We start from the raw sequence: 13390 nt of genomic DNA, 5'->3' as shown, positions 1-13390 counted from the left end.
TACTCGATGGAGGGTCCCGCGGCTAGACAGCCCCGGCGGCTTCTGGTAACGTGAGGCGTCGTTCCCGCCAGGTGGACAGGTAGCTCAGTTGGTAGAGCACGGGACTGAAAATCCCGGTGTCGGGAGTTCAATTCTCCCCCTGTCCACCATTTCTTTTCCGCGCGCGCACTCGTTGACCGCTCGGCTTCCGGCGCCCTTTCCGCGGCGGCGCGACTTGCCGCCGCAGGGCCTCGATCGCGATGGGCTTCCCCCGTCGAGCACGGGCAATCATCTCCCAGAAGCGCTCGGAGCGCTCGAGGAGCAGGTCTTCGATGTCCTCGTCGTCGATGCCCTGAATGGCCGCAACCGGCTTGCCGTTACGCGTCACGATGACGACATCATCTTTGGCGATCTCCAGCGTCCTCGCGAAGTGATTGCGAGCTTCGAACACCGTCATCGTCTTCATCGCGGCTCCTCTCGGTAAAACCTGGCCGTGTCCCACTTGTGAAGGACGGCCGTCACGACCACCTGTCGCTCGAGCACATCGTAGAATACGCGGTACTCGCCCACCCGGAGCCGGTACGTGGCGTCCGGTCTGCCGCGTAACCGCTTGATTCGGCTCCGACTCACCCGCTCTGGTTCGTCTCTCAGGTGGCTCTCGATGGCGTCGAGGATCGCCATCGCATCCACGCGCCGGAGCCGGCGGATCTGCTCGGCGGCCCGGGGCCGGATGGCGATTCGGAACATAGCAGAATTCTGCTATGTGGGAGATGAGCAGTCAACCTCCGCTGGTGCCGCCTCACGCGGGGCGTTCCGAACCCTCCGGCCCGCGGGCCGGCTAGGTCCGCGACCGGGGATCGAGGGCGTCCCGCACCGTGTCGCCGACGACGTTGAAGCTCAGGGTCGTGGCGAAGATCGCCGCTCCCGGCGCCAGGCTCACCCACGGCGCCAGCTCGAGGTACTCCCGGCCGGCGTTCAGCATGGCGCCCCAGCTCGGGGTGGGCGGCTGGGCGCCCAGGCCCAGGAACGAGAGGCCGGCCTCGGTCAGGACGGCGAATGCCAGGCGCAACGAGGCGTGGACCACGACGACCGCGACCGTGCCGGGGGTGATGTGCCGGATCACGATGCGCCCGTCGCGCGCCCCGAGGGCCCGGGCGGCCTCGACGAACTCCTGCGCGCGCAGCGCCAGCACCTGGCCGCGGACGAGCCGGGCGAAGCCGGGCACCCCGATGATGCCGATCGCGATCATGGCGTTCCGGAGACTGGGGCCGAGCGCGGCGGTGATCGCGAGCGCCAGGACGATCGAGGGGAAGGCGAGGAGACCATCCATGACGCGCATGATGGCCCCGTCGACCCACCCACCCCAGTACCCCGCCACGAGTCCCAGCCCCACGCCCAATCCCAGGGACAGCGCGACCGCGAGCACGCCGACGCCGAGGGACACGCGGGCGCCGTACAGCACCCGGCTGAGGATGTCGCGGCCGAGATCGTCGGTTCCGAGCCAGTGAGCCCGGCCGGGCGGCGCGAGCATCCGGTCGAGCGCCTGCTCGGTCGGATCGAAGGGTGCCAGCAGAGGGCCGAGCAGGGCCACCCCCGTCAGTCCACCGAGCGCGATCAGCCCGACCAGGGCGAGCGGACGCCCCCAGGGGCCCGCCGCGCGCCGGCGGCCAGGCGGGCCGGAGCCGGAGGACTCCCGGGCCGGCGAGCGCGCGGCCGACACGTCAGTGGTACCGGATCCGGGGATCCAGCCAGGCGTAGGTCAGATCGACCAGGAGGTTCACGATCAGGAAGTTCAGGGCCAGGACCAGGACCACTCCCTGGACGATCGGGAAGTCGCGCTGGAAGATCGCATCGACCAGGAGCCGCCCGACCCCCGGGAGCGCGAAGATCGTCTCGGTGATGACCGCGCCGCCCAGCAGCGCCCCCGCCTGGAGCCCGATGACCGTCACCACGGGGATGAGCGCGTTCCGCAGGGCGTGCCCGAGCACGATCCGTCGCTCGGCGAGCCCCTTGGCCCGGGCCGTTCGGACGTAGTCGAGCTCGAGGACCTCGAGCAAGCTCGCCCGGGTCATCCGCATGACGACGGCGGCGATCGCCACGCCCAGCGTGACGGCCGGCAGGACGAGGGACCGGACCCAGGCCCCCAGATCTCGGCCGGGGCTCACCCAGCCGAGCGGGGGCAGCCACCCCAGGGTGACCGAGAAGACCAGGATCAGCAGGATCGCCAGCCAGAAGCTCGGCAGCGAGACACCGGAGATGGCCACCAGCGTGGCCGCGACGTCGACCACCGAATTGCGGCGGACCGCGGCCAGGATGCCCGCCGGCAGGCCGATCGCGAGCGCGACCAGCAGCGCGGCCGCGGCGAGACTCAGCGTGACAGGCACCCGCTGGCGGATCGCGTCCGTGACCGGCTGGTTCGTGCGGATGGACCGACCGAGCTCGCCCTGGACCGCGCGCCCGAGCCAGGCCGCATACTGGAGCGGCAAGGGCCGGTCCAGGCCGAGCTGGCGCCGGAGCGTCGCCGCCGTGGCCGGGTCCGCCTCCTCGCGGAGCATGATGTTGACCGGATCGCCGGGCGTGAGGTGGATGAGCGAGAAGACCACCACGCTCACGACCGCGATCACCGGCACCATGGCCCCCGCCCGGCGGAGCAGGTAGCCCAGCACGCGATGCCTCAGCTTGGCCGCCGCCCCCCGCCGGGGCAGCGGACACGGGGGCGGCCGGGGCGCCGCGGACTCCCGGTCACCCGGACGGAGGCCGCGGGGCGCGCCTCATCGCCCGAGCCAGACCCGCTCGAAGCGCATGCGCCCGTCCGGGATCTCGACGTACCCCTGCACCCGGGTGTCCCATGCCTTGGTCCACGCATCGTGGTGAAGGAAGACGATGGGCACGTCGTCGATGATGATCCGGAGCGCCTCCGCGTAGAGGCGCTTGCGCTCGCCCGGCTGGGCCGCCGAGCGCGCTCGCCGGAGCAGGTCGTCCAGCCGCGGGTTCGCGTACTTGCCCCAGTTGTTCGCGCCCCCGGTGATCAGGTGCGCGAACATGTTGCCGTCCGGATCGACGCGGCCGCTCCAGCGGCCCTCGGCTCCGTCGAACTGGAGGGCCCTCCGCTTCTCGTCGAAGGCCCCGACCTCGAGCAGGGCGATCTCCATGTCGATGCCCGCTCGCTTCAGGTTGTCCTGGATGATCTCCGCCTGCTTCTGGGCCACGGGCGTGTTCACCACGTTCAGGACGAAGCGGAAGCCGTTCGGCTGACCACCCTCGGCGAGCTTCTCCTTGACCTTGGCGAGGTCGGGCGTCGTGCCGTAGCCGGGGAGCGGCTCGTACGCCCAGCTCCGGGGCGGAATCGGGCCCTGGGCCGGCGCTCCGGCGCCGAAGAAGACCGCCCGGTGAATGGCCTCCCGATTGATGGCCCAGGCGACCGCTTGCCGCAGCGCCTTCAGGTTGAAGGGCGGCCGGGTGTGGTTGAGCTCGATCCGGCGGTAGCCGAGGCCCGGGGTTTCGATGACGCGCAGCTTGGCATTGCCCTTGAGTGGCGTCACGTCCTTCGGGGGGAGATCGTCGATGAGGTCGAGGGTGCCGGTCCGGAGCGCGGTGAGCTTGACCGAATGGTCCGGGATCGGCTTGTAGACGATCTCGTCGAGGTAGGGGAGCCCGCTCTTCCAGTACCCCGGGAACCGCCGCACCGTCAGGTGATCGTCCTTCGCCCACTCGACGAACTGGAAGGGGCCGGTCCCGACCGGATTGCGGGCGAAGTCCTTCCCGTGCTTCTCGACCGCGGCCCGGGAGACCATCATCCCGGCGCGGTCGGACAGGGTGGCCAGCAACACCGCGTCGGGCTCCTTCAGGTTGATGCGCACGGTGAGCGGGTTCAGGACGTCCACGGACTTGACGTTCCCGAGCTCGCTGCGACGGATCGACCCCGTGGCCGGGTTGAGCATCCGCTCGAAGTTCCACTTGACGACCTCGGCCGTCAGGTCGGTCCCGTCGTGGAACTTCACCCCCTTCCGGAGCCGAAAGACGTACGTGAGCGGATCCGGCTGCTCCCAGGCCTCGGCGAGCTCCGGCACGATCTTCAGGTTGGCGTCCAGTCCGACCAGCGGGCTGTAGAGCTGGTAGTAGAGATCGCGGTCCTCCGCGGACGTGGACATGTGCGGGTCCATCGTGGTGAAGTCACCCTGGAGGCCGACCCGCAGGACGCCGCCCGGCTTCGGCTCCTGGGCACTGGCCGACGCCCCCAGGGCCAGCGCCACTCCCACGATCACCGGAGTCGACACCCTCCGCCAGCTGCCGAAGCCGCCCATACGGTCCTCCTCCTCGCCTACACGGCGTCTTTCGGGATCAGGCTCTCATCGACCTCGTCGGCTCGTCTGACCGTCCAGCGCGACCGCCCGGCGGCCGATCGGCGGGCCCGGCCGGTGGCGCGGCGGCTAGGCCGCGGCCATCGGATATCCGGCCTTTTGCCAGGCCTCGACGCCTCCCCGGAGGGCTTTCACGTTGGCGAAGCCGCGGGCCTGATACCGCGCCGCCTGACCGGCAGCGCTGCCCTCGGCGGGTCAGGCGCAGTAGAAGATGATCTCCTGGTCTTTCGGCAGTGCCGCGACCCGTGACTGGAAACTCGTCAGCGAGATGGCGCCCTCGAGCTTGACCGTGCGGCATTTCTCCTCGTCGGCGTAGGCGCAGACCAGCAGGGCCCCGCCGGCGGCTTTGCGTCGTGCTTCGTTGGCGTCGATGCGCTCGATCTCTGCCATGGGTTTCTCCTCCATGCCGGCCGGCGCTCCGGGTCGCCGCGCTCCCGGCTCGGGCGTTCGCCGCTGCTCCCATCCTAGCCAAGACGTGCCGGGGGCGCCAGCGGGCTCGGACGCTTCGCCGCCCTGGCCCGTGGTTGATTTGTTGACGTCGCGCCCGCGCCCCGCTTATAGTCCAAAGGGTCGGCTTCGCCGAAGAGCCACCTGCTGACCGGGAGGGCAGGGGTTCGGGGGGTTGAGCGCAGCCCAGACTGGCCGAGCGCACCCGCGACTTCACGGCGTCACCATCCTCGTGGTCGAAGACCACGAGGATTCCCGCGACGCGCTGCGGCAGTTCCTCGAACACGAGGGCGCTCGCGTGCTCCTGGCCGCGGACGGCCGTGACGCGCTCACCGTCCTGAGGGCCGAAGCGCCGGACGTGATCCTGTGCGATCTGCGGATGCCCGGGATGGACGGCTTCGGCTTCATGGCGCGGCTCCGCTCCGAGCCCAAGCTGGCCCGGCTCCGCGTGATCGCCGTCTCGGCGCTCGGGGCCGACACGGACCTGGTGAGGACCTGGGCTGCCGGCTTCGACGGGCATGTCATCAAGCCGGTGGAGCCGGACACGATGCTGGCCACGATCGAGCGCCTTCTGTGGGCGCGGTCACGCACCGGGTCCTGATCGGCGCCAACCCGGCGCCGCGAGCCGCTTCGCGCAGCGCTCCGAGCGGCGGCTGTGCCCCCACAACCGCATCGGGGGGTCTTCCGAGACCCCCCGAAGTGCCTAGAGCGCCTTGCGGAAGAAGATGCGGGTGCTGTCGTCCGGCCAGCCGGGCAGCTCGCCGATCCGCGCGTAGCCGAGGCGAGCGTAGAAGCCCGGCGCCTGGTAGCTGTGGGTGTCGAGGTGCATCTCGCGGCAGCCGCGGCGGGCGGCCTCGCGCTCGGCCGCCGCCAGGAGCCGCGCGCCGAGGCCCCGACCCCGGATGTCCTCGCGAACCCAGAGCGTTCGCACGAAGCCGGTTCGGCCCCACGTCCAGCCGTGCAGGCCAGCCACGACCTCGCCGGTCCCGTCCCGGACGAAGACCGCGAGCCACTGGCCGTCGTCGCAGCCCGTCACCGCCGCGTTGTGCCGGTAGAGGTGGTCATCGAGGGCCGCGACGTCCTCCAGGCGCGGCTCGCTTTCGACGATGCGGCCCCGCGGCCCCTTGTTGGCGCTCGGCACCGCTGCTATAGTTGAGTCCTCGCGCGCCGGCGGTAGGCGTGCGCCCCAGCGTAGCACAATCGGCGGCCCAGCAGCCCGGAGGCCCCTTCGAGAGGAGGAGAATCGATGACCGGCTCGCGCAGCTTCGCCATCCTCGGACTGGTCACGCTCGTCGCCGCGGGCGCCTCCCCGCCGGTGACCGCCCAGACCGGCGGCGCCGGGAAGACGCTCATCATGGCCCTCGACCAGTCGGACGTGAAGACGCTCGACCCCGGCCGGGAGTTCGAGTTCGGGGCGGCCTTCGTCGACCTCAACACCTACGACACGCTGGTCGCCCACAAGAGCCCGAAGGAGCTGAACACCTTCGTGCCCGTGCTGGCGACCGAGTGGAAGATTTCGCCGGACGGCAAGGAGTACACGTTCAAGCTCCGGCCGAACGTCAAGCACGCCAGCGGCAACCCGTTCACGGCCGAGGACGTGAAGTTCAGCCTGACCCGGCTCAAGAACCTCAAGGGGAACCCCGGCTGGATGATGGACCCGCTGAAGGAGGTCGTCGTCATCGACCCGATGACGGTGAAGACCACCCTCAACGAGTCGTTCGCCGACTGGCTGCCCGTGCTCTCCGGTCCGAACTCGGCCATCATGGACTCGAAGCTCGCCAAGGAGCACGGGGCGAGCGACTCCCCGACGGCGGACAAGGACGACAAGGCCGAGGAGTGGCTGAATCAGAACTCGGCGGGCGGCGGGCCGTTCATCCTGAAGGGCTGGCAGAAGAACAACGTCATCATCATGGAGCGGAACCCGAACTACTGGAAGGGCCCGGCCAAGATCGCGAAGATCGAGGCTCGCGACGTGCCCTCGCCCGCCACCCAGAAGCTCCAGGTCGAGAACGGGGACGTCGACGTGGCGCTCAACGTCACCCCCGACCTCACCGCCGCCATGCGCAACAACAAGAACGTCAAGATCCTGCTCGGCCAGTCGCTCGACAACATGTACATGGGGATGACGGTGGATCCGGCGCTCCACCCCGAGCTGGCCAAGAAGGAGGTCCGCCAGGCGATCCGCCACGCCGTCGACCGCAACGGGATCATCAAGCTCACCAACGGCCGCGCCGTCATCGGCCCCGCCGTGTACCCGATCGGGGTCCTGGGCCTCGAGACCCAGGCCGATGCCGACCGGCTGAACCCACGGTACGATCTCAAGCTGGCCAAGGACCTCCTGGCCAAGGCCGGGGTGCCGAACGGCTTCAAGTTCCCGCTCAAGTACGGCACCGGCGCCTCGCCGGCCGGCATCACCTACGAGTCGGTGGCCCAGAAGGTCCAGGCCGACCTGAAGAAGATCGGGATCGAGGTCCAGCTCGTCCCGCAGGAGTTCTCGGTGATGCTGTCGCAGTACCGGGCCAAGGGCGAGATCGCGGTCATCTCCTACAACCAGCCGGACTACATCGGGGCCAGCGACTTCACCGGCCAGATGATCCTCCACACCTGGGCGCCGCGGCTGCGCTGGGACGATCCGAAGGCGAAGGACATGACGCGGAAGGCCGACGCCGAGCTCGACCCCAAGCGGCGGTCGGCGATGTACAAGGAAGTGCTCGCCTACCTGGTCGAGAACGGGCCCTACGTCAACCTCGTCCAGGGCAAGGCCGAGGTCGTCGTGCGGCCGAACATCGAGGGGTACGAGTACCTCCCCCTCGGCGCGGCCCGCATCTACCCCGTCGAAAAGAAGTAGCGCTCGGCCGAATCTGACCGAAGCGACGGCGCGGGGGCCGCACGCGCGGTCCCCGCGACCTTTCTAAATGGCCCAGTACGTTACGCGACGCCTCGGGCTCCTGGTGGTGTCGGTGCTCGGGGTGACTCTGATCTCCTTCCTCATCGCCCACGCCGTCCCCGCCGACCCGATCGTCTCGAATCTCGGCCAGCAGGCCTCCCAGCGGCCCGAGGTCGTCCAGGCCTTCAAGGAGAAGTGGGGGCTCGATCGGCCCCTCTATGTCCAGTACTTCGCGTTCCTCGGCAATCTCCTGCAGGGGGAGCTGGGGACGTCGATCAACACCCGGCGGGCGATCACCAAGGACCTCGCGGCGTTCCTGCCGGCGACCATCGAGCTGTCCACCACGGCCGTGCTCTTCGCGCTGATCGTGGGGATGCCGCTCGGTGTGGTGGCGGCCATCCGGCGAGACGGCCCGGTGGACCACGTGGCCCGTCTCGTGTCGCTGATCGGCGTGTCGATCCCCATCTTCTGGCTCGCCACCGTCTCGCTCGTCCTCTTCTACGCGACGCTCCACTGGACGGTGGGGCCGGGGCGGCTCGGACCCCAGATCGAGTCGCCGCCGCGGCTGACCGGCTTCTTCACGATCGACGCGGCGGTGGCGGGCGACTGGGCCACCTTCCGGAGCGCGGCGTCGCATCTGATCCTGCCCGGGCTGGTGCTGGCGAGCTCGGTCATGGGGCTGGTGACGCGCATCACGCGTTCGTCGATGCTCGATACCCTGTCCCAGGACTACCTCCGCACCGCCCGCGCCAAAGGGCTTCCGGAAACGCGGATCGTCGCCCGGCACGCCCTTCGAAACGCCCTGATCCCCACCGTGACCGTCCTCGGGCTGGCCTACGGCGGGCTCCTCTCGGGCGCGGTGATGACGGAGACGATCTTCGCCTGGCCCGGACTCGGTCGCTACGCCTTCCAGTCGGCGGTCACCAACGACTTTCCGGCCATCATGGGCGTGACCTTCGTGATCGGGGTCATGTACACGCTCGTGAACCTCGTGGTCGACCTGCTCTACGGCTGGCTGGATCCGCAGATCCGGTACTCCTGAGGCGATGGCGACCCTCTCCGCGACACCCGCCGCTCCCGTGGCCGGACGTGTTCCCGCGGACATCGGCGTGGTGGCGTCCCCGCGCGAGACGCGCCTGCTCTGGCACCGCGTCGTGCGGAAGCCGACGGCGGTCCTGGGTGGCCTCGTGGTCGTCGCGTGGGTGGCGGTCTCGGCGCTCGCGCCCGCGATCGCGCCCTACGACCCCATCGACCTCAACGTCGACAACCGGCTGGACGCTCCGTCGGTCCAGCACTGGCTCGGGGTCGACGGCCTGGGCCGGGATGTGCTGAGCCGGGTCCTCTACGGCGGGCGGGTATCGCTGCCGGTGGCGGCCGTCGTCGTCGTGGTGGCGTCGGTCTTCGGGACGCTCTACGGCGGCCTGGCCGCCTATTTCGGGAGCTGGCCCGACGAAGTGGCGATGCGGGTGGTGGACATGGTACTGGCCTTCCCGTCGCTGATCCTGGCGATGGCCATCGCGGCCGCGCTCGGCCCCAGCATCCAGAACTCCATGTTCGCCCTGCTGGTGGTGTGGTGGCCTCCCTACGCGCGGCTGGCCCGGGGCCAGGTGCTGGCGCTCAAGGCTCGGGACTTCGTCACCGCCGCCCAGGCGCTCGGCCTCGACGATCGCCGCATCGTCCTGCGCCACATCCTGCCCAACGCGGTCGCGCCCTCGCTGGTCCTCATGGCCATGGACTTCGGCAATGCCATCATCATCACGGCGGCCCTGTCGTTCCTCGGTCTGGGAGCCGTGCCGCCGACCCCGGAGTGGGGCGCCATGGTCGCCGAGGGTCGCGAGCTCGTGGCCCAGTGGTGGATCTCGGCCTTTCCCGGGATCGCCATTCTGATGGTCGCCATCGCCTGCAACTTCATCGGGGACGCCCTGCGAGACGCGATCGACCCGCGCCTGCGGCTTCGCTGATCCCCGGGCCCCCCACGGCCAGGTGGGAGCCCCCCCTCTCACGAGGGCCGGACCGTCATCAGCTCCTCGGCGAAGATCACCTCCCCGTCGTAGAGCTTGCGGACGTCCCCGATGCCCTTCTCCATCGGCCCGTGGGCGGCCAGGTGAGGACCGACGTGCACGAGGACGAGCTTCTTGACGCCGGCCTCGGCCGCCATCTCGGCGGCCCCGGTGGTGCCGCACTGGCCGAAGTTCTCGCCCATCGCCGCCATCCGCGCGCTGTCGTCCCAGCACATGCAGAACATCAGGTCACTTCCACGGGCCAGCTCGACGACGCTGCGGCACGGCTGGGTGTCGCCGGTGAAGACGATGCTGCCCTCGGCGCTGTCGAGCCGGTAGGCGAGGGAGTCGAGAAACGGCTGGACGTGCTCGGCGGGCGCCGCCGTGACCTGCCATTCGCGCCCCTGGTGCACGAGCCCGGGACCGACGTCCCGGGCGAGGACCGACGGCGGCCGGCGCGGCAGCGTGCCGCCCCGGTTCACGTAGACGCGCTGGCTCAGGGGATGGTGGACGCGGGCCTTCCAGTCGTGGACGAAGGCGCCCCCCTCGCCGAGGATCCGCTCGGTGAGCGTCTCGGTGAGCGTGGGCCCGTACACGCGGAGCTGGTTCTCCTTGCCGATCGACTGGTCCCAGCGGCACAGGAGGAAGCACGGGTAGTCCACGTCGTGATCGAAGTGATGATGGGTGAAGAAGAGGTAGTCGACCCGCGTCGGGAAGATGCCGACCTTGACGAGCTTGGACGTGGCCGCCGGGCCGCAGTCGAACATCAGGTACTCGCCGCCCACCTGGACGGCGAAGGCGGAGCCCCAGCGATGCGGCGTCGGTGTCGGCGTGCCGGCCCCCAGGACGAAGACTTCGGCCATGACGTTCCTCCCCGGATCAGGCGAACTCGGCCCGGACCACGCCGAATGGCTCGAAGCGCGCCTCGATGCGGGCCCCACGGGACAGCGGGTACTGCCGGGTGAACGAGCCGGACATGATCCGGTGCCCGGCCTCGATGTGGCGGCCGAATTCCGCGAGCTTGTTGGCCAGCCACGCCACCGTGGCCACCTGGTCACCGGTCCGCTCGGCGGACCCGCGGGTGCGCTCGACGCTCACGCCATCGACGACGACCTCGACCGTGGCCTCGGCGAGAGTGACCCCCGGCGGTACCGGGGTCGTGGCCCGCCCCGTGACGAAGGCCTTCTGCTGGGAATTGTCGGCGAGGGCGAGGTTCAGGTCGGCGGCGAAGTCCCCTCGCCGCTCGATGATCTCCAGCGCGGGCGCGACGGCGAGGATGGCCGCTCGCGCCTGCTCGAGCGTCACCCCGGGCCCCTGGAGCGGCGTTCCCATGGTCAGGCACAGCTCGTTCTCGAAGCCGGGCTGGATCAGCTCGTCGAACCCGAACGTCGCCTCACTCGGCCGGTGTCCGCTCTCCAGCAGGAAGCCGAAGACGGGCTCGTAGATTCCCCACTGCTCCTGCATGGCCCGGGCCGTCAGTCCGACCTTCCACCCGGCGTGCGTCTCCCCGCCCGCGACCAGGCGATCGAGGATGCCGAGCTGAACCCGGTATGCCTGATGCGCGGTGAGCTTCCCCTTCCACTCGGGTGGATAGTAGACGCCCCGCCGGGCCGACGTCCAGAACGACTCGATGATGGCTTCGAGATCCATGGGGCCCTCCCTGGGTGGCGCCGGCCCGAGTCTCGGTCAGGCCCGACGCCCGGACTCGCCGGCCCTCTTTCGGTGCTCGTCGGACGCGAGATGCGCGGGGAATCCGGGGCCCGAGCTCTGGCCCCAGGCGGTCGTCTGCCAGTTGTCGGCTCGCCCCGCATCCGCCAACCAGTCGGGGATGCCGAGCCTCAGGTAGCCGGCCAGCGCCGCCACGTATGGCTCGTACAGCCCGCGCAACTCGGCAAACTCCTGGTCCGCCGTCGGTCCCTGGCGAAGCTTCAAGCCGGCGGCCTCGAGGGACTCCCGCAGCTGCGCCAGCTTCGGTGGCGGCAGCCGGTCGGGCATCGCCCGCAGGGGCGCAGTCCGGAAGACCTGGGCCAGATCGCCGATGGCGTGCCGCGCCATGGCGAAGGTGAGCTGCGCCTCCCGCTGGCAGCCGGTCTCGATGCCCGCCATCACCAGGGCGCTCACATCGAGGATCGTCGTGAGCGCGGCCAGCCAGGACTGATTGTCGTGCTGGGAGCGGAAGTAGGCCAGCACCGGATAGGACAGATGGGTTTCCAGCAGCTCGGCCGACCAGCGTTCCCACTCGCGCAGCAACTCCCGGAGGGCGTCCTGGCCCTCGGGCGCGGCATGCCGGCGCAGGAGCTCGACGGCACTGGGGGGAGACCCCGCGCGGGCGTCCAGCAGCGAGACGTTGACTTCACGGCGCGAAAATGACTGATAGAGCACGGGCAGATACCCGATGACGAGGGCCAGGAAGCCGAATCCCGTGCCGGCCTCGATCACCGTGAGCGCCCGGGCCACCGCGCTGCGCGGCGTCACGTCTCCCAGCCCGAGGGTGAAGAAGGTCGTCCCGCTCAGGTAGAGGTCGGCCCCGAAGGGCGACATCCCCTCCGCCGCCTGGATGGCGGACCCGCTCGCCCACAGCAGCAACGCGAAGCCGAGGACCAAGCCGAACGCCCAGACGGTCAGCAACACGAGAAGCGAGAGCGGGCCGTAGAAGCCGAGAAATGTTTCGCGGCGCTGGCCGCGGAGCGCTCGGCGCGCCACGCCCGACCAGGGGATCCACGTCGAGCGATAAAACAGGCGCGTGAGCCGGACACGACGCGCCACGCGCCGTGGGAGGACGATCGTTTCAAACGCCTCCCAGAGGATGCCGAAGATCAGGAGGAGCCCGGCCGCGCCGGCAAGAGCCTTCATCACCAGGAACCGTCGGGCGATGCCCGACCGCTCCCTCCATTGTACCGAAGGATGGGTCCCGGGGACGGCGGCCTTGGCAGGCATCTTGCTCGGGTGGGGAGCCGGAGAGGCCCGCTCGCCCCGGCCGGGAGACACCGCAGCGATGACGATCACGTCGGCCTCGACGGAGGAGTCTGCGATGGAGATGGACCGACGAGACTTCGTGCTGGGCGCCACCGCGGGTCTGATCGGCGCGGGCGGCGAGATCCTCCCGACCCTCGCCCAGGCGGCCGGCTCCACGGCTCCTCGGCCGGCGGCCACTCCGGCCGCCGGCAGTGTGGATCCCCGGCACGTGGACCGACTCCGAAAGGTCATGGTTCCCCTCCTTCAGCACATGAACCACCCCCTCCCGCTGAGTCGGGTCCGGGTCGGCGTCCTCTCAGATTCGCGCATCAATGCGGCCAACGGCGGCGCCGGCGAGTTCTACGTGACCTCCGGCCTGCTTCAGCGGGCCACTGACGACCAGCTCCGGGCCGTCATGGGCCACGAGACCGCGCATGCCGACCTCGGTCACGTCGCGAAGCTGAAGCGCCTCGGCGCGGGGCTCGAGCTCGGCACCATCCTCCTCGAGCAGATCTTCCCGCGCGCCCAGCCGCTGGCTCCGATCGCCGCCCAGCTGGTGACGAACGCGTACACGCGGCGCGAGGAGTACGCGGCGGATCGCCACGGGGTCGAGCTTCTCCGGCGCGCCGGGTACGATGGCAAGGCCCTGATGGTCCGCACGCTGGCGTGGCTCAAGCAGACCGAGGGCGAGAGCGGGGGGTTCTTCGCGACGCATCCGACCACGGGGGATCGGATCCAGGCAGTGCAGCAGATGCCCTAGT

The 13390-nt window shown here is 70.1% G+C and carries 15 protein-coding genes and 1 tRNA gene; 6 read left to right on the top strand and 10 right to left on the bottom strand.

The window, feature by feature from the left end; genetic code table 11:
- The first annotated feature begins 73 nt into the window (after nt 1-73).
- Nucleotides 74-149: transfer RNA gene (locus VGW35_04300), tRNA-Phe, on the top strand.
- Here VGW35_04300 and VGW35_04295 read toward each other — a convergent pair.
- The 6 genes from VGW35_04295 to VGW35_04270 all read right to left on the bottom strand — a co-directional run bounded on the left by VGW35_04295 (nt 128) and on the right by VGW35_04270 (nt 4730).
- Nucleotides 128-445 carry a type II toxin-antitoxin system Phd/YefM family antitoxin gene (locus VGW35_04295; protein ID HEV8306864.1) on the bottom strand — a complete coding sequence of 106 codons (318 nt, stop codon included), beginning with the start codon at nt 443-445 and terminating at the stop codon, nt 128-130. The two genes, VGW35_04300 and VGW35_04295, sit on opposite strands and share 22 nt — an antisense overlap.
- Entirely contained in the window at nt 442-726 is a 285-nt protein-coding gene (locus tag VGW35_04290) for a type II toxin-antitoxin system RelE/ParE family toxin (GenBank protein HEV8306863.1), read from the bottom strand. The genes VGW35_04295 and VGW35_04290 overlap by 4 nt, the downstream gene beginning before the upstream one ends.
- A 91-nt stretch (nt 727-817) precedes the next feature.
- A complete protein-coding gene (locus tag VGW35_04285; GenBank protein HEV8306862.1) occupies nt 818-1699 on the bottom strand; it encodes an ABC transporter permease in 882 nt (293 codons plus the stop codon).
- 1 nt (nt 1700) lies between these two features.
- Nucleotides 1701-2645, bottom strand: coding sequence for a nickel ABC transporter permease (gene nikB / locus VGW35_04280; protein HEV8306861.1), 945 nt, complete (start codon nt 2643-2645; stop codon nt 1701-1703).
- 105 nt (nt 2646-2750) lie between these two features.
- Nucleotides 2751-4283 (bottom strand): ABC transporter substrate-binding protein, encoded by a 1533-nt coding sequence (locus VGW35_04275; GenBank protein ID HEV8306860.1) that lies wholly within the window; start codon nt 4281-4283, stop codon nt 2751-2753.
- 252 nt (nt 4284-4535) lie between these two features.
- Entirely contained in the window at nt 4536-4730 is a 195-nt protein-coding gene (locus VGW35_04270; GenBank protein HEV8306859.1) for an ArsR family transcriptional regulator, read from the bottom strand.
- A 232-nt stretch (nt 4731-4962) separates the two neighbouring features.
- Between VGW35_04270 and VGW35_04265 the strand changes: the two genes are divergently transcribed.
- Complete coding sequence (locus tag VGW35_04265; GenBank protein HEV8306858.1) at nt 4963-5388, top strand: response regulator; 426 nt, start codon at nt 4963-4965, stop codon at nt 5386-5388.
- Between the two features lie 102 nt (nt 5389-5490).
- Here the strand turns inward: VGW35_04265 and VGW35_04260 are convergent, their stop codons facing one another.
- Nucleotides 5491-5928: a GNAT family N-acetyltransferase gene (locus VGW35_04260; protein ID HEV8306857.1), complete on the bottom strand. Its 438-nt coding sequence runs from the start codon at nt 5926-5928 to the stop codon at nt 5491-5493.
- 105 nt (nt 5929-6033) lie between these two features.
- Here VGW35_04260 and VGW35_04255 point away from each other — a divergent pair, with 105 nt between their 5' ends.
- From VGW35_04255 to VGW35_04245, 3 genes are all read left to right on the top strand, one after another.
- A complete protein-coding gene (locus VGW35_04255) occupies nt 6034-7635 on the top strand; it encodes an ABC transporter substrate-binding protein (protein ID HEV8306856.1) in 1602 nt (533 codons plus the stop codon).
- A 67-nt stretch (nt 7636-7702) separates the two neighbouring features.
- Nucleotides 7703-8716 carry an ABC transporter permease gene (locus tag VGW35_04250; GenBank protein HEV8306855.1) on the top strand — a complete coding sequence of 338 codons (1014 nt, stop codon included), beginning with the start codon at nt 7703-7705 and terminating at the stop codon, nt 8714-8716.
- Between the two features lie 4 nt (nt 8717-8720).
- Nucleotides 8721-9635 carry an ABC transporter permease gene (locus VGW35_04245; protein HEV8306854.1) on the top strand — a complete coding sequence of 305 codons (915 nt, stop codon included), beginning with the start codon at nt 8721-8723 and terminating at the stop codon, nt 9633-9635.
- 38 nt (nt 9636-9673) lie between these two features.
- Here VGW35_04245 and VGW35_04240 read toward each other — a convergent pair whose 3' ends face one another.
- The 3 genes from VGW35_04240 to VGW35_04230 are packed head-to-tail and all read right to left on the bottom strand — an operon-like array spanning nt 9674 to nt 12527.
- On the bottom strand, nt 9674-10537 hold the full coding sequence (locus VGW35_04240; GenBank protein HEV8306853.1) for an MBL fold metallo-hydrolase: 864 nt from the start codon (nt 10535-10537) through the stop codon (nt 9674-9676).
- 16 nt (nt 10538-10553) lie between these two features.
- Nucleotides 10554-11324: a fumarylacetoacetate hydrolase family protein gene (locus VGW35_04235; protein HEV8306852.1), complete on the bottom strand. Its 771-nt coding sequence runs from the start codon at nt 11322-11324 to the stop codon at nt 10554-10556.
- A 36-nt stretch (nt 11325-11360) separates the two neighbouring features.
- Nucleotides 11361-12527: a potassium channel family protein gene (locus tag VGW35_04230; GenBank protein ID HEV8306851.1), complete on the bottom strand. Its 1167-nt coding sequence runs from the start codon at nt 12525-12527 to the stop codon at nt 11361-11363.
- Between the two features lie 178 nt (nt 12528-12705).
- Here VGW35_04230 and VGW35_04225 point away from each other — a divergent pair, with 178 nt between their 5' ends.
- A complete protein-coding gene (locus VGW35_04225; GenBank protein ID HEV8306850.1) occupies nt 12706-13389 on the top strand; it encodes a M48 family metallopeptidase in 684 nt (227 codons plus the stop codon).
- Nucleotide 13390: the final 1 nt, after the last annotated feature.

Source organism: Candidatus Methylomirabilota bacterium (assembly GCA_036005065.1).
GTDB lineage: Bacteria > Methylomirabilota > Methylomirabilia > Rokubacteriales > DASRDR01 > DASYQW01.
This window is presented reverse-complemented; position numbering and strand designations above follow the sequence as displayed.

Excerpts from the sequence above, each read along its gene's own strand:
- VGW35_04235 (HEV8306852.1), bottom strand. The coding sequence starts at position 11,324 with ATGGATCTCGAAGCCATCATCGAGTCGTTCTGGACGTCGGCCCGGCGG.
- VGW35_04255 (HEV8306856.1), top strand. The coding sequence starts at position 6,034 with ATGACCGGCTCGCGCAGCTTCGCCATCCTCGGACTGGTCACGCTCGTC.
- VGW35_04295 (HEV8306864.1), bottom strand. The coding sequence starts at position 445 with ATGAAGACGATGACGGTGTTCGAAGCTCGCAATCACTTCGCGAGGACG.
- VGW35_04270 (HEV8306859.1), bottom strand. The coding sequence starts at position 4,730 with ATGGCAGAGATCGAGCGCATCGACGCCAACGAAGCACGACGCAAAGCC.
- VGW35_04290 (HEV8306863.1), bottom strand. The coding sequence starts at position 726 with ATGTTCCGAATCGCCATCCGGCCCCGGGCCGCCGAGCAGATCCGCCGG.
- VGW35_04245 (HEV8306854.1), top strand. The coding sequence starts at position 8,721 with ATGGCGACCCTCTCCGCGACACCCGCCGCTCCCGTGGCCGGACGTGTT.
- VGW35_04225 (HEV8306850.1), top strand. The coding sequence starts at position 12,706 with ATGGAGATGGACCGACGAGACTTCGTGCTGGGCGCCACCGCGGGTCTG.
- VGW35_04250 (HEV8306855.1), top strand. The coding sequence starts at position 7,703 with ATGGCCCAGTACGTTACGCGACGCCTCGGGCTCCTGGTGGTGTCGGTG.
- VGW35_04240 (HEV8306853.1), bottom strand. The coding sequence starts at position 10,537 with ATGGCCGAAGTCTTCGTCCTGGGGGCCGGCACGCCGACACCGACGCCG.
- VGW35_04275 (HEV8306860.1), bottom strand. The coding sequence starts at position 4,283 with ATGGGCGGCTTCGGCAGCTGGCGGAGGGTGTCGACTCCGGTGATCGTG.
- VGW35_04230 (HEV8306851.1), bottom strand. The coding sequence starts at position 12,527 with ATGAAGGCTCTTGCCGGCGCGGCCGGGCTCCTCCTGATCTTCGGCATC.